This window comes from Pseudoalteromonas sp. XMcav11-Q, from assembly GCF_040104525.1.
In the GTDB taxonomy this organism is placed as follows: domain Bacteria; phylum Pseudomonadota; class Gammaproteobacteria; order Enterobacterales; family Alteromonadaceae; genus Pseudoalteromonas.
The window spans coordinates 325,213-347,160 of sequence record NZ_JBECOX010000001.1 but is presented as its reverse complement, the minus strand read 5'-3'; the positions used below and the strand labels follow the sequence as shown (position 1 = coordinate 347,160).

Here is a 21,948-nt window from a genome sequence, read left to right as displayed (position 1 = left end):
TTACTACCTATTTTTATTATTGTATATCTTACTTGAGTTCCAAAAACTCTCTCATTTCGTCCAAGCGGCTCATGCCGTCTTCAAATCCAAGCTCAATGAGTTTTTGTGTATAAGTACGCTCAAACAGCAAGTAACTCGTTAAACTCGACGGAGAATGCTTTTTAACCCCCATGGTTCTGAGCAACAGCTTGATTGCCAACGGCATATCTTCGTAATAATGATCTGCGACTTCATTAAAATTAACCGTTGGCTTGATGAGCATATGATCTACTCGTCTAAGCTCTTTGTGCTTTTCTCTGGCCGGTAGCAAGCTTACCGTACGGTTGACGCGGTCGAGCCGTTCGATGTCTGAATTTAAGGTATCGCTAAACACACTGTCTAGCAGGTGACCGGCGACCACTGACATTCCCGGAAAATGCGGCTCATAGCCGAGCTGCTGTGGCAGTTTAGGCTGCTCAACACCAATCACAAAGATTTTATCCGCACCTAAATGAATGGCAGGGCTAAGCGGGGAAAGCTGGTGGATAGAGCCATCACCATAGTAATGATGTTTAACGCGCACGCTTGGAAACACCATAGGTATAGCCGAACTTGCCATGAGTAAGTCGAGCGAAATCGTGCCCGGAACACCTTCGCGCTTTGAGCGCTGCCAAGGTTCAGCATTGTTCGCCTGATAAAACGCCACAGATTTACCAGTAGAATAGCTCGAAACCGTAATCGCGATGGCATCAAGATAATGGCGGTGTAGATTGTGATCGATGCGATTTAAATCAAGTACATTGGCCAGCAGCTTTCGAAGCGGCGAGTTATTTAACAAGCTGGCTGGTGGCTGATTAAGGTATTGCGCTTGAAAGCTGCGCATCATATTGGCAAATAAATGGCCGTATGCACCAGTAAACGAGCTTTTGTACACCATGTCGGTGCTAAAGTTCTTCCAAATATATTCCACTTTTTTCACCGCAAGGTGAAAACAAGATGCGTAACAGGCAATCCCCGCCGAGTTAATTGCGCCGGCAGAGGTACCAGTAATGATCTCAAAAGGGAGGGGAGAAGTACGAGGCATACTTTGCGCAAGCGCCTTTAATACCCCAACTTGATAAGCGGCCCTTGCGCCACCTCCAGTCAGTAGTAAGGCAATTTTTTTATCACTCGTTCTATGCTTTCTCAAAAGAGGCCATCCTGCTGTTAAATTTGCTTAATTTAAATTTGGTCTTTTTATGCGTTATTTATCTTTGTTGATGTTGTAATGCTTTAGGGGCAAAGAGTTGATAACTCCAGTAAATGCGTTATTTTTAGTAGTAAAGTGCCACTTTGCCCTTAAGCCGCTTATAGGTTGTTTTATTTATTCTAGTTGAACCTAGCTAAAACCCAAGTTGTCTGAGTGCACATACCCGCGCAATATATTAGGCTATTATTTTGAAATTTAAGTACTAAAGCGCTATGGTGGCACAAACAAATTTTAACAAACTAGCGATTTAATTTAGTCGCTAATTGGCGCGATTTTGTATTTAATAAAGTGGCAATTTAGCTTAACTTCAATGTACTGAACTTAAGTTCGGTGCTCAAGTATTTTTATTAAGATCAAATGTTTGAACAAGGTGTAGCCAGAGTTTGCACCACAACGCATTTTTTTAGGGTTTCAGCGCGCATTAAGTTATTAGTCAAGTATTTGGTGATAGTTTTACATTAACGCGTATCAACAATGACGAAGAGGGAGTCCCCATGTCAGAGAACCATCAAGAAGGTAATAAAAGACCTTCTAACAGCCAGTTGTTATTTGCCGCGGTAGTTGTACTAGCGTTGATTATTGTGGCTGTGTTTGTGCTAGCACAAAAAGACACTCCATCGACGGAAAACCAAAAGGTCAAACAAGATATTGTTGTGCCTGAACAAACAGAAACGCCATTGGTCAATACCGCAAGAGAAACACCACCTGAGCAAGTGGTTGAACCTGAAGTAACCTTGCCACCGCAACGAGAGCAAATCGAGCCAGAGCAAGTAGAACCGGTTGAACCTGAAGTAACACTACCGCCGCTTTCTCAAAGTGATACCGAAATTAAAGAAGCAGTATCAAATTATCTCTCTAATCAAGCGGTAAAATTGCTGGCAGATGACGACGTGATCCGCCGCACGGTGGTTTATGTAGATAACCTAGCAAAGGGTAAAGTGGCAGAAAACCACGCACCAGTGGTGAAGCCGCAAGATGGCTTTAGCGTAATTGATGACGACATTATTATTACTGATCCTAACAGCTACGAGCGTTACACACCTTATGTCGCCATGTTCGACACCATGAGCACCGCGCAAGTGGTTAGACTATACGACCAATACAAACCATTGTTTGAAGAAGCATACGAAGAAATAGGCTACGAAGGAGATGCATTCAACGGCACGTTAACTGATGCAATCGACGAGTTGTTGGCAACACCCATTCCAGACACCGCACTGCCTTTGGTAAAAGACTCAGTTACCTATAAATATGCATATGCAGAATGGGAGCAACTTTCTCCGGCGCAAAAACAGTTTTTAAGAATGGGCCCTGAAAACATGAAAAAAGTGAAAAAGCGCCTAGAAGAAATCAAAATTGCGTTGAACAAATAAGCACACAGCCTCATAAAATCCACAAAAGCTTGGCAAACTGTTTAAACATCACCCAGTTAGCCAAGCTTTTTGACTTTTCCCTTGCATCCCCCTGCAATCTTCGAGATAATTCATCCCGCGCCAAACAAGGCCCTCAATGGTAGTCTTATTGGTCCTCTCGCAACAATAGTACGTGAATCTGGTCAGGTCGGGAACGAAGCAGCCACAGCGTATGACTTGTGTGCCGGGATGTGGCTGGTAAGACTGCCACCCAAACCTCCAAGTGTGTTGTTTGAAGTGTAAGTCACTACAAACTCCATAGTGTGTGTTGTTTGAAGTGTAAGTCTTATTGATAGTACTTAAAACTATACTAAAACATACTAATTCCTATCTTTCTAAATTTAAAAACTAAATCAAATAAAACACTTATTCTTCGTTCGTTAGATCAACAACACTTTATTAGCGTGTTCTCGTAGGTTGGAAAAGTCGTAGGCGCTTTCCAACTGAGTTATGAAAAAAGTGTAACTGCTGTGCAAAAGGTTTGTCGGATGGCGGCGTTGCACGCTTTATTCGACCTACAAATCAACAAAGTAAGTCATATTAATAAATACTTTGTCGCAATCCGCTTCCTCAAGTTTGGCTACTTGTAAACCTAAAGACAGATCTGTGGTCGAAACTCGCGCATACCCAACCTTATTCACGGCAGTTGTTCGTTTAGAAAAGAACATGAAGGCAATAAGCAAGATCTGACCCTAATAGTTACTACAAGATTGACCCTCTGCCTTAAGGTGTGGCATCAGCGTCGAATACCAAGCGCGATGGGTTTCAGGCCCTAATAGAATATAACGTCGATGCTTCATTTGCCTAAGCTATCAAATTGACTATTCTATAGAGTTTCTTTTCATAAGCACTTCTAACGCTTGCGAGAGTGCTTTGGGTGCGTTATCTGTATCGCCATTCACTGCCGCAAAATAAGCGCTATTTTGACTAGGATAAAGCAGGCTACTGACCGAAAATGCGACCGTAAAACCGTCATGACCAAAAGCCGTTTTATCTGACTTGACAAACCAGCCCATCGCATACTCAGAATGGCTGTCTTGAATTTTACTATAAGGCGAGAGCAACATTTTGTAACTCTCTTTACTCACAATATTGTCACCTCCCTGCATTCCCTCTAATACCGAAGAAAAATAAACAGCAAGGTCAGGTAAACTTATATTCACCGTACCGGCAGGACCATATACTTTTGGAGCAAGCTTTTTTTCTTCAGTTACCCCATGCCAGTGACCATTTTCGTAAATATGCCCTTTAGGCTGCTTTGCGCTCTCAAAGCTCGGTTCACCAAAACCATAATTAGTGATGCCTAATTGCCCAAAGACTTCTTCGCCAATAAGCCACTCCCAAGTCTGATTGCTGACTCGCTCTAACATATGTCCTGCTATCACGTAACCAACATTACTATACCAAAACTCACTTCGGGTTTTCACTGCAGCGGTATTAAGCACCTCTTTTGTTAGCTCATATCTTAATTCGGTTAAAGGCTTGGTATTGTCGTACCACTGCTGATTTTTTACACCTATGTCCTTTTTTAATCCGGATGTCATGCTCAACAGATTCTGTAAAGTAATGGTCTCATGTTCTGGTCGAATTTGGCCTTTAAGTTCAGGAAATATATCTATGACGGTAGTGTCAAAAGTAATGAGGCCTTGTTCAACTAAACGAGCGGCGAGCAAAGCGGTCATAGATTTTGCGACAGAGCCGATCGCCCAACGATCATTATCGCTTACAGGTTCAAGGCTTTGTATATCACGATAGCCTGTGCTGGCAATTTCGTACACTAAGCCATCTTTTACTGTCATAGCCGTAATTGCAGGTACATTATATGCCTGTCGAATACTTTCTAAATGCTGTTTTAATGCACCATCTTGTGCAATACCTACTTCTTTAGGGAGCTCAGTTTCATCAATTAAGGGCGAAGTTTGAGTTATATCCGAACCACACGCGCTTAATAGTAAGGTTAATAACGCTAAATGAGCGAATTTAAATGATGATTGTAAGTTTGTTATAAGCAAAGCAAAATCCTTTATGTTGGTTGTTAATGCTCCTCTGTAGACTCAAATATTATTGAATTACTCAAAATTAATTTGTTTAAAAATGTATAGTTAGCTAATTTGTGTGGCTTTACTGCCGCTGCTACCCCTGCCAAAGGGAGTTTTATCGCAAGCCAGTCATGTGATATGTACCAGTCTAAGCGTAAAGGAACCAACTCAGGTTCACTTGAATCAACTCCAGGAGAAACGTACCCCATTATTGAAGTTGATGCCCAAGAGGCGCAACAAGTAAATTGGGTAAGAGTGAAGACTACATATAACCCTTCACCTGATCGCTGGGTGTCGGCCAGTTGTGGAGATTTACATCTTGCTTGGGGGGATTTACAGAGCAAGGTTTACAGTGGACAAGCAGATAATGAATTTATAGTAGAACTTAGACCGGGTAAGTTCTACGAACTAACCGCTGATAAAAGCATGTCCGTTATCGAATTAAAGGATTGGCAATTCCAAAAAGTTAGGTAATTCAGAGGTAAGGTTAGTTGCAATCTAGATGCAAATTAGTATGACAACGCCAAAGTTGTGTAGCGGATATGCCGACAGCCCCCTTTGGGGCTCACATTAGCGTAACAGCAGCTCCAATTCCAACCCCAAAGCTTGTATAGAACTAGTGTATATAGTCATCAATTAGCTTGCGCCAAGCATCGGGCTTACCGTAATAGGCAGTATGCGGAAGCTTTACGAACGTCTCATGCTTTTCAAGGATAAGGGTTGGGTAGCCAGTAACCTGAAGCTTTTGCATTAATTGGCGGCTTTGCGCGATTTTTGTTTGCTCAGCACCTTGATTTGCCAGCATAGCTCGTTGCCAGTGGTTTTTATCTAGCCCAAGCTCAACGGCTAGCTCCTCTATAGCCTCAGCTCGGTTAACCTGTTTGCCCTCTACATAGTGTGCGTGCTGAATAGTTTTAAGCATGTTAAGTGGCGCTATGCCCAATTGCTCAGCGGTTATGATGGCACGAGCGGTGATGTATGAGTCAAGGATCATCGACTCGTTACTATTCACCCTTTGGATGTAACCTTTGCCAAACTGCGCGCCTGTTATGCTGGCTATACGCGCATCGCTTGTGAGAATGTGGTTGCGGAATGCTTTCTCTATAGATTGGTTGGCAATCATACCTCCAGGATGCAGTTCAAGCTTGAGGTCACTGTTGGCTGCAATTGCATCCAGCAGTGCAGCCGCACCATAACACCAGCCACACATGGGGTCGAAGAAGTAGTGCACTTTTACCATTTCATCTCTCCCATATGTACCTTAGCACCAATACCCAACGCCATCGGCAATCCTGCATCAGGGTAGCGTGCAGACATACTATCAATCAGTTCAGCGCTATTTTTGCTGCTGCTTTTTGCCTGACTAAAGTCGCTTAAATACTGCTGCGAGTAGCTTATGGTACTTGAATCAAGTTTGGTGCCTGCTTTCATGTGACCAGGTATTACAATCTCTGGCTTCAGTGCTTTTAACTCTTTTAATTGGCGGCTCCACGCTTGTTGACTGCGTTGGGATTGCGCATCGGCCATCCATAAGTGCACATTACCGTAGACTGCAACATTGCCCAGAATCGCTTTACTTGACGGGATCCATAAGTAGGGGCGGTGTGCCAGCTCAGATTGCGTGCCGTGGATCTCTATTTTGTGCCCATCTACAAAGAGTGTATTTCCCTCTACAACTGTTGGGATGTATGGCTTAACAGGTGCATTTTCCCCCATTTTTGGTGTCCAGAATGCTAATTTACCCGCGAGTTTTTCTTCAATCACTGCTTTTACGGCCGCAGTGGTTAGGATCTTAGCTTCAGGGAATAAAGTGTGTAGCACTTCCGCGCCAAAATAATAGTCCGGATCAGCTTGGCTGATAAAAATCGTTTTTAGGGTTTTGCCGCTGTCGAGCACTTTGGCAGCTATGCGTAGTGCATCCGCTTTGGTAAAACCCGTATCTACGACCATCACTTCACTCTCACCAATCACCAGTGTTGAGTTAACGTGGAAGCTGTTTTTGTCAGCGTTATAAACATCCAGTGTAAGTGGGGCGGTGTTTGCTGCCATCGCATTGCTTGCGAATAAAATCGATGCTGCTATCAACGTTAGGTGTTTCATATCTTTTGCCTCAATAGGTTTAGTACGGAGCAGATGATATGAAATTGATAGGCTCAGAAAAACATGCCAAACTAAACATCATTGTTTCATAAATCGAACAAATAAATGGATAGACTCATCGCTGCTAAGGTCTTTGCCGACGTTGCAATCACAGGTAGCTTTACCGCGACGGCTGATAGGCTAGATATGTCTCGCCCTATGGTAACTCGGTACATTGAAGCAATGGAAAGCTGGCTAAACATTCGTTTATTACATCGCACCACGAGAAGAGTGTCTTTAACGACAGCAGGGGAGTCCTGCTTGGAAGAAGTAAGACAGTGGCTGAGGCAAGCTGACACCATAACCGGCTTGGCGAATACTAGCGGAAAACTGTCTGGTACGGTTCGACTAGCAACCAGTATGTCTTTTGGCTTTTCTCAACTTGTGCCCGCTATTCAACAGTTTATGTCAGCACATCCTGATGTGAATATTGATATTGATTTGCAAGATTCTGTGGCCGATCTCACTGAGAGTCAGATAGATCTTGCTATTCGTATTGCCTCTGCACCGGACCCTTCTTTGATTGGTAAATCAATTGCAGTATGTGACTCTGTTATTGTGGCGTCGCCGCAGTACCTTACGAGTGCAAGTGAAATCACAAAACCTGATGACCTAGCTGAGCACTTATGCCTTGGGTATAAGAATTTTCAGCAGCATATCTGGCATTTGCGCAAAGGTAACTCACAACAGTCGGTAGCCGTAAACTGTCGTTTAACTGCGAACGAAGCGACGGCCTTAATGCACGCAGCGTTAAATGGCGCTGGTTTGGCAATTCAACCCACTTATTTGGTTAACCGCTACATCAAATCTGGCGAGCTTAAGCCGGTACTACCTGATTGGAAGCCAAGCGATATGAATATATACGTGCTCTATTCTTCGAGAAAGTATATGTCTCCAACCGTGAGGGCATTGATAGATTATTTGTCGCACTATTTTGCCAACACGCCATGGTGAAACTGCAAGTATCTTAAGAGTTACATCTTAATGTTGTTACGTTACTAGCTCGTTTGCTCAGATGAGTGGCTAACACGACGAGTGTTTTATTATCGCTATATTTCTCAATTACTTTTTACTTAAAACTAAGCCCAGCTAGTTGCTGGGCTTGACATACTTAGCAGATGTAAACTGTTGGGCAAAATTCAGGTGCGGTATAGCATGCACCGTAGTCTTTACTGTAAGCGCCGGTTCCGCCTGCTATTTCTTTCGTTTGTTTAGCATCTAGCGCTTTGTTTGCGTTAAGGTTTTTTAATTTTACTTTTTTCAGTTTCATGTTGTATCCAGTTATTTTGTTATCTTTGATTATTCGGTAATGTAGATAAATACCTATTTCTAAGTACTTATCTGTTAAATAATGTGTTTAATTTTTAAACATATTTCAAGCGGGGATGGCAAATAACTTCAGTAGATCTTTTAGTTGTTTGTTTTTTAAGTTGTTTATTATATTGAATTTTTATCAAGCAAGTAAAAATGACAGCGCTGGACTTTTGTGCATGTCAATCTTGTTGATTGTACAACCTATATCCAACCAATTGTTGCGGCAAATAGCTGCGTGCGCCTTACACATTAAAAGAAGCAATGCTAGTATCCTTGTTAGGATAACAATCGAGTTGATAAAAAGTAGGGGAGCTAATGGCATTATCATTTCAGACCTTAAGGTTGCATATTATTGAGGTTAACGACGATTTTCCGGCACTCGATCGTGAACGGCTGATAGAGCAAATTCCCCATATCCTGAGTTCTAACGTGGTTGAAAACCTTCCCCCCTATTTTCATGGTATTGATTCAACAAAACAGGCCGAAAACTGGTTTCAGCGTATGTGTTCAGAGAGCCGCTTACTGCAAGTTAAGCTTGGGCAGCATGAGACAATTGGCTTTTTGTTTGTTTACGTTGAAAACGAAAGTGATGCGCATATCGGTTACTTATTGGCTGAAAAGCACTGGGGCAAAGGTTACGCCAGTGAATTGCTGCAAGGGTTTATCCATGCAGTTACCAGTATAGAGTATTGGAGTACCCTAATTGCGGGAGTGGAGCAATCCAACCATGCTTCCATTCGGTTGCTCAAAAAGCTGGGGTTTTCACAGCAAGTGCATGATGAAAACAGTCCACTTTTCTTTGAATATGAGATCCATCGCGTCTGTTGACCTCAGCGGTTTGACTTTTATTTCCCTGAATGTGCTTTGGTCACAACGCTCGACTTGTCGTTAGTCCATCAATTGATAAAAGTAAAAAATATAACAATTGTTGTTATTTTCTTGTTAATGTAAGCGCTTACATGTTAGGTTTAACATTCAACATACGATTACACCGCGCTGAAAAGTGTGTAGTAAAGCTCGTGTGTTTGAAAAGCGCTATATTTTTCAATTGTTCGGGGTTGTTATGGATTGAAATGTAAGCGCTTTCATTTCTGCGGTTTATGAAGTGATAAAAGGATCCGTGTTTTAGTGGTTGATCACTAAAGCAGTTTTATACATTACATTTGGAGACATAAAGTGAAAACGAGTAGCAAGTTAATCGCAAAGCTCGCAAACATTAGCGTTATCAGTCTGATTGTTTGTGCGTCTTCGCAAAGTAACGCGGCTGTGGGGAATTTACTTTGGGAAGATAATTTTAATAATTTAGATACCAACACATGGAATATAGATGTCGGGGATGGTTGTGACCAAGGAATATGTGGTTGGGGTAATCAAGAATTACAGTGGTACAGTGAAAATAATGTCTATATTACCGACATTGTAGGCGAGGTGGGAAACAAAGGCCTTGTTCTTGAAGCAAAAAATCAAGCGATAGGCGGCAAGGCATTTACCTCAGGTAAGATCCAGAGTAAGAATAAGCTTGCTGTGCAATATGGCATGATAGAGATCAGAATGAAGGTATCTGATGTCGACACGGGGCTTTGGCCTGCACTTTGGATGCTAGGGACGAGTACTGCTAGCTGGCCGGCAAAAGGCGAAATCGACATCATGGAGATGGGCCAATCTCAAGCCGCTCGTAATGATGCTGGCTTTCCCGGTGCGCCAAGCAATAACTATACAGGCTCAAACTTAATTTTTTATGCAGATGCCGCCTGCAATGAAGGTAATCCAACCTGTGCAGCAAGTGTGGCATACAAAACCGATAATGCACATTTGTCCTCAACCCCCTTAACCAATCGCTTTGTTATCTATCGTACTTATTGGACCGAAGAAACGATCCGTTTCACAGTTGAAGATAATGGGGTCGAATATGATATGTTCGATAGCCCGTTTGTTATTAGTGAAGAGTCAAACGAATTCAACGCGCCATTTTATCTATTGATGAACTTGGCTGTCGGCGGGTTATTTACGGACGCGCTTAGCAATGACCAGGTGAGCGCACCACTTCCTGGGAAAATGGTGGTGGATTATGTGCGTATTTATGAGCTAGATGGTCAAGGTGAAGTGTTCAGCGGCAATGTCACTAAGCCCGAAGTTGGCACCTTTGGTGTTTTTAGTGAGGGGCCAAGCGATAATCAGTTAGTGCCGGGAAGCAACGCGGATATTTATGTGTGGAACCAAAACTCACTCACTCAGGGCAATATCCCTGCCTATGAAGGCAATGAAGTGATTGCATGGCAATATTCGCCAACGCAGTGGTTTGGAGCCGGTATTCAAAGTCGTCAAGTGCGAGATATGAGCAACTTTAGGGATGGTTACTTAAATTTTAAGATTAAAATTCCTGCGAATGTGAGTTTCAGAATTGGCATTGCTGACACTTATACTAATGAGAACTGGATCACATTCCCCGCGAACACCAATCAGTATGGCCTTGTTCGTGATGGCCAATGGGGTGAAGTGCGTATTCCAATCACTGAGTTAGCGGGTAGCTTGGTGGCATTACAATCAATTAAAAATCACTTCAATATTGTCTCTGTCGCTGGGCAAGAACCTAACTATTCTTTTCAAATGGCAATTGACGATATTACCTGGACAGGGGGCGGTAGTACCCCTGTCGATAGCGATCAAGATGGTGTTGAGGATAGCCTCGATCAGTGCCCAAATACTCAACCAAATGAAGAAGTTGATGCGAATGGCTGTCCACTGAATAATTTACCCGATGGATTGGAACAGGTCTCTCTGGATACTTTAACTTTCTATGTTAACACTACCGGCTGGGCGGATGTTCATTATCGAGTCAACGGCGGTGTGCAGCAAAATGTCCGCATGCAAGTGATTAATGGTCGCAATGAGCTGACAATATCTGGGCTAGCAGTGGGGGATGTGGTTAGTTTTTGGTTTACTTACCAACAGGAGGACGGAACGGTCGTAGATACCGCAGAGCAGGCCTATATACTTTCAGAATCCTCAGCTGGTAACGATAGCGATGGTGATGGCGTGAATGATGGTATCGATCAGTGTCCAGATACGCCTGTGGGGGATGTGGTAAACACCGATGGATGTAGCATTTTAATCACTGAGCAACTTCGTATCGAAGCGGAAGACTATAGCAACTATTTTGATAACGATGCAGGCAATACAGGTGGCGAATATCGCAATGATGATGTTGATATTGAGCTGACCAGCGACAACGGCGGTGGTTACAACGTAGGTTGGACGTCGGCGGGAGAGTGGCTCGAATATCAGGCTAATTTAGGCGCGGGAAGCTATAATTTGACCGCACGCGTTGCCTCCCAAGTTGGTAACGGAGCGTATAACGTTCTTGTTAATGGTAATCTAGTTGCCAGTACCGTTGTGCCTGCTACGGGTGGCTGGCAAACCTTTATTAGTCAAAATATTGCGTCGATTACGTTAAATGAGGGTGTACATACCGTTCGTGTTGAAATGGCGGGTGGCGAGTTAAATCTAAACTGGCTTGAGTTCAATATCGCTGGTTCATCTAACAATGATAGCGATAACGATGGTGTGCCAGATAATCTAGACCAATGTCCCAATACCCCTACGGGGCGCCAAGTTGACAGCCAAGGTTGTGAGCTCAGCTTTGGCACTATTGTGCCACTTTATGATGCAACAACACCTTTAGAGCAAGCCGTTAGTTATGACCGTGGAGATGCACTAATTACGCGTTTTGCTGATCGCGGCCGAGACCGCCATGCAAAAGAAGATCAGTTTCAAATCTATGATCACTATTTATCGCATTATTGGACGCATCGAACTGCGCAATTTGAAATCGCTGATTTTGTAGCTAAAGGCGGCTCACGCATTGAAGTGACCTTTATTACAGAATGGAAACTCGGTGCGCGCGAATTTCGTGCTTGGTATCGTGGATTAGGCACAGTTGCTGAGTACCACGGTAATTACTTTGGTGGCGGTGCGGTCGTTGAGCTTGATAACGGCAGTTATGATACGAACTTTAATAAGATAAGTGATTCAGGTGATCAATATCGTTATAGAGTGATCATTGATGACTACAGACCGCTAAATTGGGACCCTGCTGCAGGCTTTTTGCCTCTTGAAGTTGGTCAGCGCATGGAGTTTGAAGTTAGCCAGTTTCTTGATGCGCCACCAGAAGGACGAGAAAATTATTATGGTACAACGTATTTATACATGGTAGGTGAAGGGCTTGTCCCATGGAAAACCGTTGGCGACTTTGCTGATCCATCATCACAACGCGAAGATTCTTACCCGATTGCAGAAGCGGGGTGGTTGGGAGGCAAAACCACATTGCCATACAATTACACCAATGAGCCTGATAATCACTTTATGCAAATGGCGACCAATTTATCGAGCCAAAATGGACAGGCATTTGTTCAGGGGCGACGTGTTCACCACAGTAGTTTTGTTAATGGTGAGCACGATGAACGCAACGGAGAAAATGGCGTGTTTAGTGCGGTGGTTGGAAAGTCAGGCCCACACTACATCAACGACAGTTGCGCAGCTTGCCATGTTCGCAATGGTCGTGCGGCTCCACCAGCTATTGGCGGCTCATTGGCAAAATGGGTGTTTAAAGTGGCCGATATCAATGGCAACACCCATCCCTTATTGGGGAATGTGTTACAGCCTAAAAACACAGGCATAGATACCGAGACGCAAGGCGAGGGAGATGTAACGATTGCTTCGTGGACTGAAAATAATGGTTTGCGTTCACCCAATTACCAATTTAATAAAACCACTCCAGCACGCTACTCAGCCCGTATCGCGCCTCAGCTGGTGGGCTTGGGCTTACTTGAAGCGATACCAGAGAGTGCGGTGTTAGCCTTGGCGGATGAAAACGACAGTAACGGCGACGGTATTTCGGGCAAAGCGCAGCGCGTGAACGATCCTATTACCGGTCAAACACGGTTAGGACGCTTTGGCTACAAAGCTGCGGCGGCATCAATTAAACACCAAGTCGCTAGTGCATTTAATACGGATATGGGAGTAACCAACTCGGTATTTCCAAATCCTGACTGTGGAGCATCACAATCAAGCTGCGGAGGTGGCGGTGTAGAAGTGTCTGATCAACATCTCACTGCGCTAAGCAAATATATCGCTTTATTGGGTGTAAGAGCGCAGCGTGGGCTTGACGACCCTGAGGTGCAATTAGGAAAGGCACGCTTTACCTCAATTGGCTGTGAAGGTTGCCATACAGCAACATTTGAAACCAGTGAGTATCATCCATTTGCGGAGTTACGTGCGCAAACGATCCATCCGTATACCGATTTATTACTGCATGATATGGGCCCAGGTCTTGCGGATAACTTAGGTGAAGGCATCGCTAGCGGTGCTGAGTGGCGAACAGCGCCATTATGGGGGATTGGATTGTCTGCTTGTGTGACAGGTGGTGTTGATAATGTGTTAGGTGGGCAAGGCAATGAGTTTTGTACCGCTGAGCCAAGCTATCTGCACGATGGTCGTGCGCGAACGATTGAAGAAGCTATTTTATGGCATGATGGTGAAGCGCAAGCAGCGAGAGTAGCTTACGAAAGCTTGTCGGCAAATGATAAATCAGCCGTGTTGGCATTTTTAAACTCATTGTAAGTTTGTGCATCAAAGATCACGAAAGTCATGAGCTTTGATGCACTTGAAGTTGTTGCTACAGTGCTTAGTCTTACAGCGTGTAATGGAAACCGATGGCGATACCGTCGTCTTCGGTTTGTGACATTTGTGCTTCTTGCGCGGCATCGGCGCTTGAGAAGTCACTAAAGTCCTTACGCGCTTCAATGTACAAAATGGTGTCTTCAGACATAAAGTAGTGTGCGCCTATCACGGCAAACTGACGCTTAAAAACATCATTAGGATCAGCATTAAAGTTTGGTTGGATCACATAGTCATCGCCCGCATCAAATACGTTGTAAGCGATAAATGTACGCACGTCATTATCAAAGCGGTAGCTAACAAGCGACTCTAATCCAACGGCATCCTTGATTAAGCGGCCTAGGTTATCTGTATCGTGGTTTTCGTTTTTATTGATGTTTGCAGCTGCATACCAACCAGGCTTATAGAAATCCCCGTAAGTAATACCGACGCCATAAATTAAATCTTTAACCGATTGATTTCGGCCACCAGCGTACACAATATCAAACGCGCCGCGGTTAACACCGGCTGTGAGAGTTAAGTTTTCGGTCGCAGCATAGGTAAGTGAGGCACCATAAGTTGAATTAAACTCTACTTTTTGTGCCGCGTTGTTCCCTTGATTAAATTGGGCTTCGCAGGAGCTGCTCGAAATATCAACGACATCACAAGTATAAAAGTCATCAGATTTTAGCTGAGCTTGTACAGCAAAGCTCAGCTTGCCAAATTGATTACGGTATTGCAGCACTTTATCACCACGACCAGTACCATTGATCGCGCCGTCGTCTTTGTTATAGGTGTAAACACCTGCGGCATTACCATCCCAAACTAGGCTGTAGTTGGTGCTGTATACCACGTCGTACCAAGCGCCCCATTGTTTTCCTAGGGTAACTTGGCCGTATTCATCGTGCTTAATACCAACATAACCTAATCGGTTATATAAAAACTCGTCTTGTATTGATTCGAAGCGGTTGCTGTAAACAATATCACTACTACCAACAGGGTTTACACCCCATTCAAGGAGTGCGAAAGCCTGCCAGTTGTTTTTCAATTGGCGTTTAAAGTCAAAGTTAATACGCGATGCGCCGTTTACCAATTCAGTCTCGCCTTGAGTGTTAATAACTCGAGCATCGATAAAGCCGCCAACCGTGACACTATTCTTTTCATCTTTGAATATCTCGATAGCGTTCACTGTTGGAATAGTAGTCACGCTAGCGATTAGGGTGGCAGCAAGTGTTCTTTTCATGAATTACCTTGTTTCAATGTTGTTGCTAAATAGGGCTAAATTAGCTAAAAAATGGAGATTATCAAAGCTAAAATACAGGCAAAAGTGAAAAAATATCAAGAAAATAACGTGGTTTTTGGTAAATTTATTCATTTCCTGTTCATTGAGTTTAAATATCAATGAGTTAGGAAAGTACGAGTTCTGAGGTTATTGATTGATTTTACGCAATAAATGTAAGGGGTTATAGCAATATCAGCGTTTTGTTACTGCAAGATAGCACGAAAACGTGTAATTCAGCGAAAAATCAATAAAACATCATGTTTTTGGTAGATAGACTTCTGTAGTCTTCCAATTAGATACACAACTACAAAAGGGAGATTGAGTAATGCTTGTTAAAAAAATTGGCATCTCAAAATTGGCTTGTTTTTCCACCATTATGTTGTTTTTTATTCATGAAGTTCAATCATATAGCGAACCACCAACAGAGTCGTATGGTGTTATATATGGTCTTAAAGACGGTAATAGCAAAGCGATTTACTTAAGTGACCAAGGTGGTAAATCGCCAGTAAAGATCGTGAAAGCCACGTCAAGTGACGGCTATCCTGCTGTCTCACCATCGGGAGACAAAGTAACCTTTTACGGTAAATACGATAACTTCAAAACATGGTCAATTCATACCGTTGATATTACTGGCCGCAATCTGAAAAGATTAACCAGTAAAAAATATGTGTGGGATAGTGCACCTGCTTGGTCTTTGGATGGAATGACGATAGCGTTTGCTAGAGAATATGAAAATAAGGAAGGTGTTTGGCAGGAAGAAATTTGGTTAATGAATGCTGATGGTAGTGAACAGCGCCAAATTAAAAATCTCGAAGGTCGTGCTCCAGAATTTATGCCAGATGGTCGATTACTATACCAATCTAAAGCCAGCCCAAGCCAAATTAGCATTGCCAATTTGGATGGCAGCGAGGTTATTCAACTCACTCAAGACGACACTGATAACATGTCTCCTCAAATTTCCCCAGATGGCACAAAAATAGCCTACCTATCTAATAGAGATGGGAATCAGGAAGTATATGTTATGGGTATTGATGGAACCAATAACAAGCGACTGACTCGTAATAACATTCAAGAGTGGGATCCATCTTGGTCTCCAGACGGCACAAAGGTGTATTTCGCTTCAGAGAATGTATTTGGCTTTTATGATGTCTTTTCTATAAATGTGGATGGCACGTCTATCAAAAAAATACTTCAAAACAGCTCGCAAGCGACAGTTGTGCCAGGTCTTGACCAAGAAGCGCTAAAAAAGTTAAAGAAAAAAGTGAGCGCCAGTGGGCCTGTCCGCTGACCGTAGCTTAAGTTATTTACTTTGCTGTTGTTGGAGACGACCTAAAAAAGGAAAAGAAGTATCGCGATATTGTGACTAAATCTGGTAATGTTCTACAAAATATTAATAACAACTACGACCAATTAAGAGAGCGTTATAATTTTACTACATTGCTAAGATCAACGCGTTGGAATAGTGTAAATAGGCTCGGCTTCAGTAGTACGAATTTGATTAGACTAAGCCGAGTCATAGAAGCGATAGAAGTCGCAGAACGTTACACCGAATATCAACCTAAGTCTTGGCAAGCCTATGAGTCATTAGCAAAGGCATTTGAGGCGAATGAGGATAACTTACAAGCGCTGAAAAACACCAAAGTAGCCGTGCGACTGGTTGATAATGAAGTAAATAAAAGCCTTCTATTGGAATACATCAATCAATTAACCGAGGCGCCAGAGTAAATATGCTGCTACGTTCAGTGAAATCATTAACCCTACTTTGTTTGATGCTCTTTTTGATGGTGTTAACCGCCTGCAACAACGATAGCAAACTAGACTTTGACGCATTTGTTGAGAAAAAACTAACAGATTTTCTGATTGAGGAAAATGCACAAATTGCTTCCATCGCTATTGTGAATGATAAGCTTAACTATCAAAAGCAATTTGGCGAGTTTCCTGATGGTACAAAGCCACGCCATGATACCGTGTATGAAATTGCATCCATCACTAAAACTTATACCGGGTTGTTGCTTGCCAAGGCGGTAGTAGATAAAAAAGTGCAATTAGATGAAGATATTAGGGTGTACTTGCAGGGTGGTGATTATCAAAACCTGCAACATCTAGGCAAACCTATCACTTTGCGTCATCTCGCGACTCACAGAAGTGGTTTACCGCAAGATTTTGCATATACAAGCGCAGATATAAAGCCTGGCAAGGCTTTTGAGCTGTTCTCTAACTATTCAAAAGCGACGTTTTTTGAAGATTTAGCTCAGTACCAACTTACCTCAATACCTGGTCAGACATTTCAATACTCCAATGTTGGCGCAAACCTGACTGGGTATATTTTGGAAAACGTGTATAACCGACCATTATCTACACTTGTTGCGCAATTGATCACGGAGCAATCGGGTGAAGAACATACAAGGTTTCGTTTAGAGCCCAGTGAGATAAGTAAAATAACGAGAGGGGTAGATAGAAACGGCAAAATTGCACCGTTACTCAGTCCACACTCGTTTGCTGAAGGCGGACTAACATCCAATACAGCTTCGATTGCCGATTATATGCAGTATTTACTCAGCACCCAAGCAGAAGAAGTGCTGTTGTCGCGCACCTTATTAACAGAAACCAGCAGTGAACATGGCCATGCATTTTTTTGGAATACATACGAGTATCACTCAGCTAATCCTATGTTCTATCACAGTGGAGGCTCTATAGGTACTTCCACTTGGCTTGCGCTTTATCCAAAGCAGAAGTTAGGAATATTTATTGCCACAAATGTTTCAGCGAACAACACGCAAGGGAAATTAAATGATATTGCCAATGCGATTGTTGAAAAGTATGAGCACGCTAAGCGGTAAAAAGACAATGAAAATTCCGGATTCAAGAAGTTAAAAAATATGCAATTGATTAAAGTGGTTTAATATCAGCTTCATTAGCTTACTTTCTGAAGCGAAAGCTGGATCGGGTACGAATTTAGAGACAAGGAGTTAGGTATGAGTTTACTTACATGGATACTCTCTCATGTCACACTTGCGGCATTTTGGCTTTGGATTTTAAATTTTGGCGGAGCTGCAAAAATAGAAGGATGGAAGTCGTTCTTTATCATAGGGTGGTTTGCTGCGCTATGGACTGCTGAGCAGTTGCGTTTGTATGCACTGTGTATTCTCGTACTACAAGTTCCTTGGTTTATTGCAGGCCTTTTGATGCCGCAATGGCGAGGCTTTGCGGTGTAACATCAATTTGCTTAATTAAGTGCTCTATTTTGAGGCGAGAAAATCTTGTCGATAACACCGCTTCCGCATCCTGCTCACGCTAAGGTACCTACGTCCTGTAGGCAAGACAAAGATTTTGCTATTTAACCTGAGGTTTGGATAAGGAATGTTCCAACTCATTGTTGCTAAAGCACAACTTAGTTTTTTCCTTGTCTAGCCAGAGAGTTTTAGGGAAAACACCGCTTCCGCGTCCTGCTCTCGCTAAGGTACCTACATCCTGTAGGCAAGGCGAATTTACGCACCAATAGCTGGCTATTGGAAGTGAATTCAACGCAGTTAGCGCTAAAACTGGCTGCTAGAAAGGCATTAATTATCCGCAGCTCAGGTTATTTAGTTATTCTAAATAAGAAATCTTTAACACAGTTAGCGTCAGATTTGCTCCTTCAAATTGAGCAAGTATTAAGACAAACTGGTGTTATTGTCAGGTTTTGTAAAGGAGCTTGGACTTGTCTGTTTCCTAGTGCAATTATATTTACTTGAAAACTAAAGGCTCTAATAAAAGGATAGTTTATGAAGCAGATGAGCATTCTAATTGCTATGTTTTGCAGTTTAATAATTTGCTCCAGGTGTCGTTTCTACGGATGAGCACCGCGAGACTGAAGTGTTGTTTTTGCCAGATATGTCAGAGCTTTCTTTTACTCGCTCTGGTGGGGAATATCAAAAACCAACTTGGATTGTGATGCAATATAAAAACAATCAATGGATTGAAAAATCAATACCCGAAGCAGACATAAATGCATATCAGGAGCAATTTAGCCCACCGGTTTCACACATACAAAACATCGAGCCTTTTAAAGATATTCCAATCAGAGGTTATACCACCTCAGCAAAAGGGACACACTACTTTTATGTCTTAGATTTGAAAGACGGCAGTGGGCATTTGAGTTATTCACGGCTTGTTGATGGCAAATATGAAACACCGCACAAAATGAGTAAGGCAATTAACCAAGGAAAGTACATTGCTCACCCCTACATCGCGCCAGATGAGTCTTATATTATGTGGGATGCTGAAAAGGAAGGTGAAAACACGCCTGATATCTACATTAGTTTTCGTAACCAAGATGGCACGTGGACAAACGCAATAAATATGGGAGATACGATTAATACGGCTGCGTACGAGCAACGACCTAAAGTATCACCAGACGGAAAGTACTTATTTTTTTGGCGAGGTGACAAAAAAGTCAAAAAAGACGGCACGAGTTACTGGGAAGGTAATCCATACTGGATGGATGCGAAGGTTATTGAAACGCTGAGACCAACACGCTAGCACTCAATTATTCTTGGTTATACTACCACTAAAAACCTAGACTAAACGGCATGCATGCAAGCATGCCTTTTTCTACATCACTGAATTTTTTATTAATGGTCTAATAAAATTACCTTGAAAAAAGGAACAAAGGTGATTTAATAAAAAAGCATGGATACTGCCAGGGATTGCTGAGAATAGTATCGTATTTAGATAGCATGATATGGATATCGCAAAATAAATCCAAAAATCTAGAGCGTCTATTTATCTCCCTTACAACCGTCAGCATAAGTACGAACACATTCGAACCGACAATTACGCAGTACGTCTTACTTGATTGAGGCTTAAATTTTTATGAAGGTCTTTTTAATACTGTTATTGGTAGCTGCGTTTTCGGGAGATGTTGTTGCAGACATGCCAATAGAAACTACTTTACCAAACAACTTAGATAAGGAAATAGCAATGGACTTAAAGGATAGAACAATTTATCCCATTATTAAGGCTGGAGATTGGCCAGGTATTCAATACGGTGCGGTTTATTCAGTATTAATTGGCCCAGAAGATGACCCAGAAGTCGTGATTGGTTTTGGTTATGATACCCCAGATAACTTCGTTTTTTTAACACATCAAGATGGTCAAGAGATCGATTTAAATGTGGTAGTTCCACAGGCTTTTCAAAATATTGATGCTTTAGATGTAACCTTTGTCCCGTCCGCAGTGCTAAACAACCAAGTATTAACTGCCAGCGGAGAGTCTTTTAGTAGTGAAGCGATTTTATCTCAAACGCAAATGCTGAAAGCGCACGAAATGCTAGATGCCGAACAGCTACTTGTCTCAATAGCGAGACGTACCGGATTAATGGTGGTATCCAGAGATGCATCGCACGATTTATTGGATAAGTTTATTTATTTACATAGCGAAGCTTGGAACGATGATAGTTACGGTAACGCACCTATCGCAAATAGGCTCTTTTTAATCGAAAATGGCAAAATAGTTGGGTCGATGTCATTAGCGGATAAATAAGCCTGCGGATCTGTTTGGTGTGTTATCCAGAGTGTAGTGTATGGAGGTTGTGCCATGTCAGATTTGATTGACTTTGATAAGTTGAAAAGTCTCGTCAAAGATGCCGTAAAAACTACTTTTACAAACCTCCAACGTATACACCAGCCAGATGAGTTGCTCGGTTATGCCTTATGTACTGATGACAGTGTAATGACGCTCTATCACGTTGCCATGACACAACAATGGCTTTCACAAGATGATAATACTGAGTTTGAGTTCTCTCCCGTTGAGTGGGATTTAAGCGATAGGGATGTGCATTTTAAAGGTGTTGCTACTTTACTCGCAGCTCGCCTTGAACTGGAAGATGCAAAGCTCTATGAAAATTATCTTGAAGAAATTATCAACCCCACTTTCAACGCTTTTGTATTGGCGCTTTTAGAGTTGAGGCAAGAAGGCGTCTTTGCCAAAAATGTTTTTCTGTCAGTGATAAGTACAGATCCAAGCGAGCATATGTTGGAACTTGAAAGCGCAGCAAATCGTAAGCTAAATAGCGCAGAGTTGCTGAACCGATTCAATGATTGGCATGCTCGGTTTGGTTGAAGGCGGATGAGCAAACACGCGTATTTTAGATATCAATGGAATTAACTCTTAGATTTAAGTGATAAGGAAGTAATTAAAATGAATTTGATTGAATGGGTACAGGCGACATTACCTGAGCTTTTGTGTGATCTTAATCAGCCGGCGACAGCGAGTGAAATAGCAAGTCTAGAGAATAAGCTCGGTGTTGAACTGCCTGAGCGATTGAAAGCGATGTATCTCGAACATAACGGCCAGAAAGATGAGATCAATACTGGTTTATTTTACGGACTCAATTTTTTACCTTTGAACAGAGTTTATGAAGAGTGGTGTTCGTGGGCTGAAATCATCGATTCACAAGGTGAAGAGGGAATGAAAGAGCTGAGCATGTTTTCAACCTCTCACGTTCCTGGGTTTATCAAAGAAGTTTATGCCAATAAAAAGTGGGTACCGTTTGCCCATGATTGGGCAGGCAACTACCTTGGTTTAGATTTTGATCCGGCCAAAAATGGCACAGTTGGACAAGTGATAAACTTTGGTCGTGATGAAGACGAAAAGTTTGTGATTGCTAAGTCGTTCTCTGAGTTTATGCAGTGGTATACCGCTGAACTTGAGTCAGGTAATTACAGTATTGTGGTCGAAGACGATGGTGGTAGAAGTTTTAATACTAAACAGCCGCAATCCGGCCATTTTTTAGATGCAGTCAAAGTGCTATTTCGCGCAGTATAAATAACTTTCACCGTGCTATTTATCGCGGTTTGAAGTTATCTCAGTGTTGCGCTTTGAATGTTAAGGAGATCA

19 protein-coding genes and 1 other RNA gene are annotated in these 21,948 nt (G+C 42.5%); 14 read left to right on the top strand and 6 right to left on the bottom strand.

The window, feature by feature from the left end; translation table 11 throughout:
- Positions 1 to 28: 28 nt before the first annotated feature.
- A complete protein-coding gene (locus ABMY45_RS01670; RefSeq protein ID WP_227387007.1) occupies positions 29 to 1,168 on the bottom strand; it encodes a patatin-like phospholipase family protein in 1,140 nt (379 codons plus the stop codon).
- 554 nt (positions 1,169 to 1,722) lie between these two features.
- On the opposite strand from ABMY45_RS01670, the gene ABMY45_RS01665 reads away from it, so the two are divergent.
- Together ABMY45_RS01665 and ffs are read left to right on the top strand one after the other, a co-directional pair.
- A complete protein-coding gene (locus tag ABMY45_RS01665; RefSeq protein ID WP_010371393.1) occupies positions 1,723 to 2,601 on the top strand; it encodes a DUF3014 domain-containing protein in 879 nt (292 codons plus the stop codon).
- Positions 2,602 to 2,747: 146 nt separating this feature from the next.
- An RNA gene (gene ffs, locus ABMY45_RS01660) (signal recognition particle sRNA small type) lies at positions 2,748 to 2,844 on the top strand.
- Between the two features lie 617 nt (positions 2,845 to 3,461).
- Here ffs and ABMY45_RS01655 read toward each other — a convergent pair.
- Positions 3,462 to 4,652 carry a serine hydrolase domain-containing protein gene (locus tag ABMY45_RS01655; RefSeq protein ID WP_349288315.1) on the bottom strand — a complete coding sequence of 397 codons (1,191 nt, stop codon included), beginning with the start codon at positions 4,650 to 4,652 and terminating at the stop codon, positions 3,462 to 3,464.
- Positions 4,653 to 4,751: 99 nt separating this feature from the next.
- Between ABMY45_RS01655 and ABMY45_RS01650 the strand changes: the two genes are divergently transcribed.
- Positions 4,752 to 5,153, top strand: coding sequence for a hypothetical protein (locus ABMY45_RS01650; protein WP_349288314.1), 402 nt, complete (start codon positions 4,752 to 4,754; stop codon positions 5,151 to 5,153).
- Between the two features lie 142 nt (positions 5,154 to 5,295).
- On the opposite strand, the gene ABMY45_RS01645 is transcribed toward ABMY45_RS01650, so the two are convergent.
- Positions 5,296 to 5,919, bottom strand: a complete 624-nt coding sequence (locus ABMY45_RS01645; protein WP_349288313.1) for a DsbA family protein — start codon at positions 5,917 to 5,919, stop codon at positions 5,296 to 5,298.
- Entirely contained in the window at positions 5,913 to 6,779 is an 867-nt protein-coding gene (locus tag ABMY45_RS01640) for an MBL fold metallo-hydrolase (protein ID WP_174170054.1), read from the bottom strand. Before ABMY45_RS01640 ends, ABMY45_RS01645 begins: the two co-directional genes overlap by 7 nt.
- Positions 6,780 to 6,884: 105 nt before the next feature.
- On the opposite strand from ABMY45_RS01640, the gene ABMY45_RS01635 reads away from it, so the two are divergent.
- Positions 6,885 to 7,772 (top strand): LysR family transcriptional regulator, encoded by an 888-nt coding sequence (locus tag ABMY45_RS01635; protein ID WP_349288312.1) that lies wholly within the window; start codon positions 6,885 to 6,887, stop codon positions 7,770 to 7,772.
- 157 nt (positions 7,773 to 7,929) lie between these two features.
- Here the strand turns inward: ABMY45_RS01635 and ABMY45_RS01630 are convergent, their stop codons facing one another.
- Positions 7,930 to 8,088, bottom strand: coding sequence for a hypothetical protein (locus tag ABMY45_RS01630; RefSeq protein WP_157782784.1), 159 nt, complete (start codon positions 8,086 to 8,088; stop codon positions 7,930 to 7,932).
- Between the two features lie 359 nt (positions 8,089 to 8,447).
- Between ABMY45_RS01630 and ABMY45_RS01625 the strand changes: the two genes are divergently transcribed.
- Positions 8,448 to 8,960: a GNAT family N-acetyltransferase gene (locus ABMY45_RS01625; protein ID WP_206471027.1), complete on the top strand. Its 513-nt coding sequence runs from the start codon at positions 8,448 to 8,450 to the stop codon at positions 8,958 to 8,960.
- A 348-nt stretch (positions 8,961 to 9,308) separates the two neighbouring features.
- Positions 9,309 to 13,751: a di-heme oxidoredictase family protein gene (locus tag ABMY45_RS01620; protein ID WP_349288311.1), complete on the top strand. Its 4,443-nt coding sequence runs from the start codon at positions 9,309 to 9,311 to the stop codon at positions 13,749 to 13,751.
- A 70-nt stretch (positions 13,752 to 13,821) separates the two neighbouring features.
- Here the strand turns inward: ABMY45_RS01620 and ABMY45_RS01615 are convergent, their stop codons facing one another.
- Positions 13,822 to 15,030: a porin gene (locus ABMY45_RS01615; protein ID WP_010605186.1), complete on the bottom strand. Its 1,209-nt coding sequence runs from the start codon at positions 15,028 to 15,030 to the stop codon at positions 13,822 to 13,824.
- Positions 15,031 to 15,394: 364 nt separating this feature from the next.
- On the opposite strand from ABMY45_RS01615, the gene ABMY45_RS01610 reads away from it, so the two are divergent.
- From ABMY45_RS01610 to ABMY45_RS01575, 8 genes are all read left to right on the top strand, one after another.
- The gene (locus ABMY45_RS01610; RefSeq protein WP_349288310.1) at positions 15,395 to 16,357 is read left to right on the top strand and encodes a DUF5050 domain-containing protein; all 963 of its coding nucleotides are present in this window, start codon (positions 15,395 to 15,397) and stop codon (positions 16,355 to 16,357) included.
- A gap of 206 nt (positions 16,358 to 16,563) precedes the next feature.
- On the top strand, positions 16,564 to 16,794 hold the full coding sequence (locus ABMY45_RS01605; protein ID WP_249122695.1) for a hypothetical protein: 231 nt from the start codon (positions 16,564 to 16,566) through the stop codon (positions 16,792 to 16,794).
- 2 nt (positions 16,795 to 16,796) lie between these two features.
- Positions 16,797 to 17,909: a serine hydrolase domain-containing protein gene (locus ABMY45_RS01600; protein WP_349288309.1), complete on the top strand. Its 1,113-nt coding sequence runs from the start codon at positions 16,797 to 16,799 to the stop codon at positions 17,907 to 17,909.
- Positions 17,910 to 18,044: 135 nt separating this feature from the next.
- The gene (locus tag ABMY45_RS01595) at positions 18,045 to 18,284 is read left to right on the top strand and encodes a hypothetical protein (protein WP_010605182.1); all 240 of its coding nucleotides are present in this window, start codon (positions 18,045 to 18,047) and stop codon (positions 18,282 to 18,284) included.
- 649 nt (positions 18,285 to 18,933) lie between these two features.
- The gene (locus tag ABMY45_RS01590) at positions 18,934 to 19,590 is read left to right on the top strand and encodes a hypothetical protein (protein ID WP_349288308.1); all 657 of its coding nucleotides are present in this window, start codon (positions 18,934 to 18,936) and stop codon (positions 19,588 to 19,590) included.
- Positions 19,591 to 19,923: 333 nt separating this feature from the next.
- Positions 19,924 to 20,592 carry a hypothetical protein gene (locus ABMY45_RS01585; protein WP_227387014.1) on the top strand — a complete coding sequence of 223 codons (669 nt, stop codon included), beginning with the start codon at positions 19,924 to 19,926 and terminating at the stop codon, positions 20,590 to 20,592.
- Between the two features lie 54 nt (positions 20,593 to 20,646).
- Positions 20,647 to 21,171 (top strand): DUF4303 domain-containing protein, encoded by a 525-nt coding sequence (locus ABMY45_RS01580; RefSeq protein ID WP_349288307.1) that lies wholly within the window; start codon positions 20,647 to 20,649, stop codon positions 21,169 to 21,171.
- Between the two features lie 78 nt (positions 21,172 to 21,249).
- On the top strand, positions 21,250 to 21,876 hold the full coding sequence (locus ABMY45_RS01575) for an SMI1/KNR4 family protein (RefSeq protein WP_227387015.1): 627 nt from the start codon (positions 21,250 to 21,252) through the stop codon (positions 21,874 to 21,876).
- Positions 21,877 to 21,948 lie beyond the last annotated feature (72 nt).

Bases quoted from the DNA above. Each gene is read 5' to 3' on its own strand.
- ABMY45_RS01610 (WP_349288310.1), top strand. From the start codon at position 15,395: ATGCTTGTTAAAAAAATTGGCATCTCAAAATTGGCTTGTTTTTCCACC.
- ABMY45_RS01640 (WP_174170054.1), bottom strand. From the start codon at position 6,779: ATGAAACACCTAACGTTGATAGCAGCATCGATTTTATTCGCAAGCAAT.
- ABMY45_RS01585 (WP_227387014.1), top strand. From the start codon at position 19,924: ATGAAGGTCTTTTTAATACTGTTATTGGTAGCTGCGTTTTCGGGAGAT.
- ABMY45_RS01625 (WP_206471027.1), top strand. From the start codon at position 8,448: ATGGCATTATCATTTCAGACCTTAAGGTTGCATATTATTGAGGTTAAC.
- ABMY45_RS01575 (WP_227387015.1), top strand. From the start codon at position 21,250: ATGAATTTGATTGAATGGGTACAGGCGACATTACCTGAGCTTTTGTGT.
- ABMY45_RS01630 (WP_157782784.1), bottom strand. From the start codon at position 8,088: ATGAAACTGAAAAAAGTAAAATTAAAAAACCTTAACGCAAACAAAGCG.
- ABMY45_RS01645 (WP_349288313.1), bottom strand. From the start codon at position 5,919: ATGGTAAAAGTGCACTACTTCTTCGACCCCATGTGTGGCTGGTGTTAT.
- ABMY45_RS01615 (WP_010605186.1), bottom strand. From the start codon at position 15,030: ATGAAAAGAACACTTGCTGCCACCCTAATCGCTAGCGTGACTACTATT.
- ABMY45_RS01580 (WP_349288307.1), top strand. From the start codon at position 20,647: ATGTCAGATTTGATTGACTTTGATAAGTTGAAAAGTCTCGTCAAAGAT.
- ABMY45_RS01635 (WP_349288312.1), top strand. From the start codon at position 6,885: ATGGATAGACTCATCGCTGCTAAGGTCTTTGCCGACGTTGCAATCACA.
- ABMY45_RS01600 (WP_349288309.1), top strand. From the start codon at position 16,797: ATGCTGCTACGTTCAGTGAAATCATTAACCCTACTTTGTTTGATGCTC.
- ABMY45_RS01595 (WP_010605182.1), top strand. From the start codon at position 18,045: ATGAGTTTACTTACATGGATACTCTCTCATGTCACACTTGCGGCATTT.
- ABMY45_RS01665 (WP_010371393.1), top strand. From the start codon at position 1,723: ATGTCAGAGAACCATCAAGAAGGTAATAAAAGACCTTCTAACAGCCAG.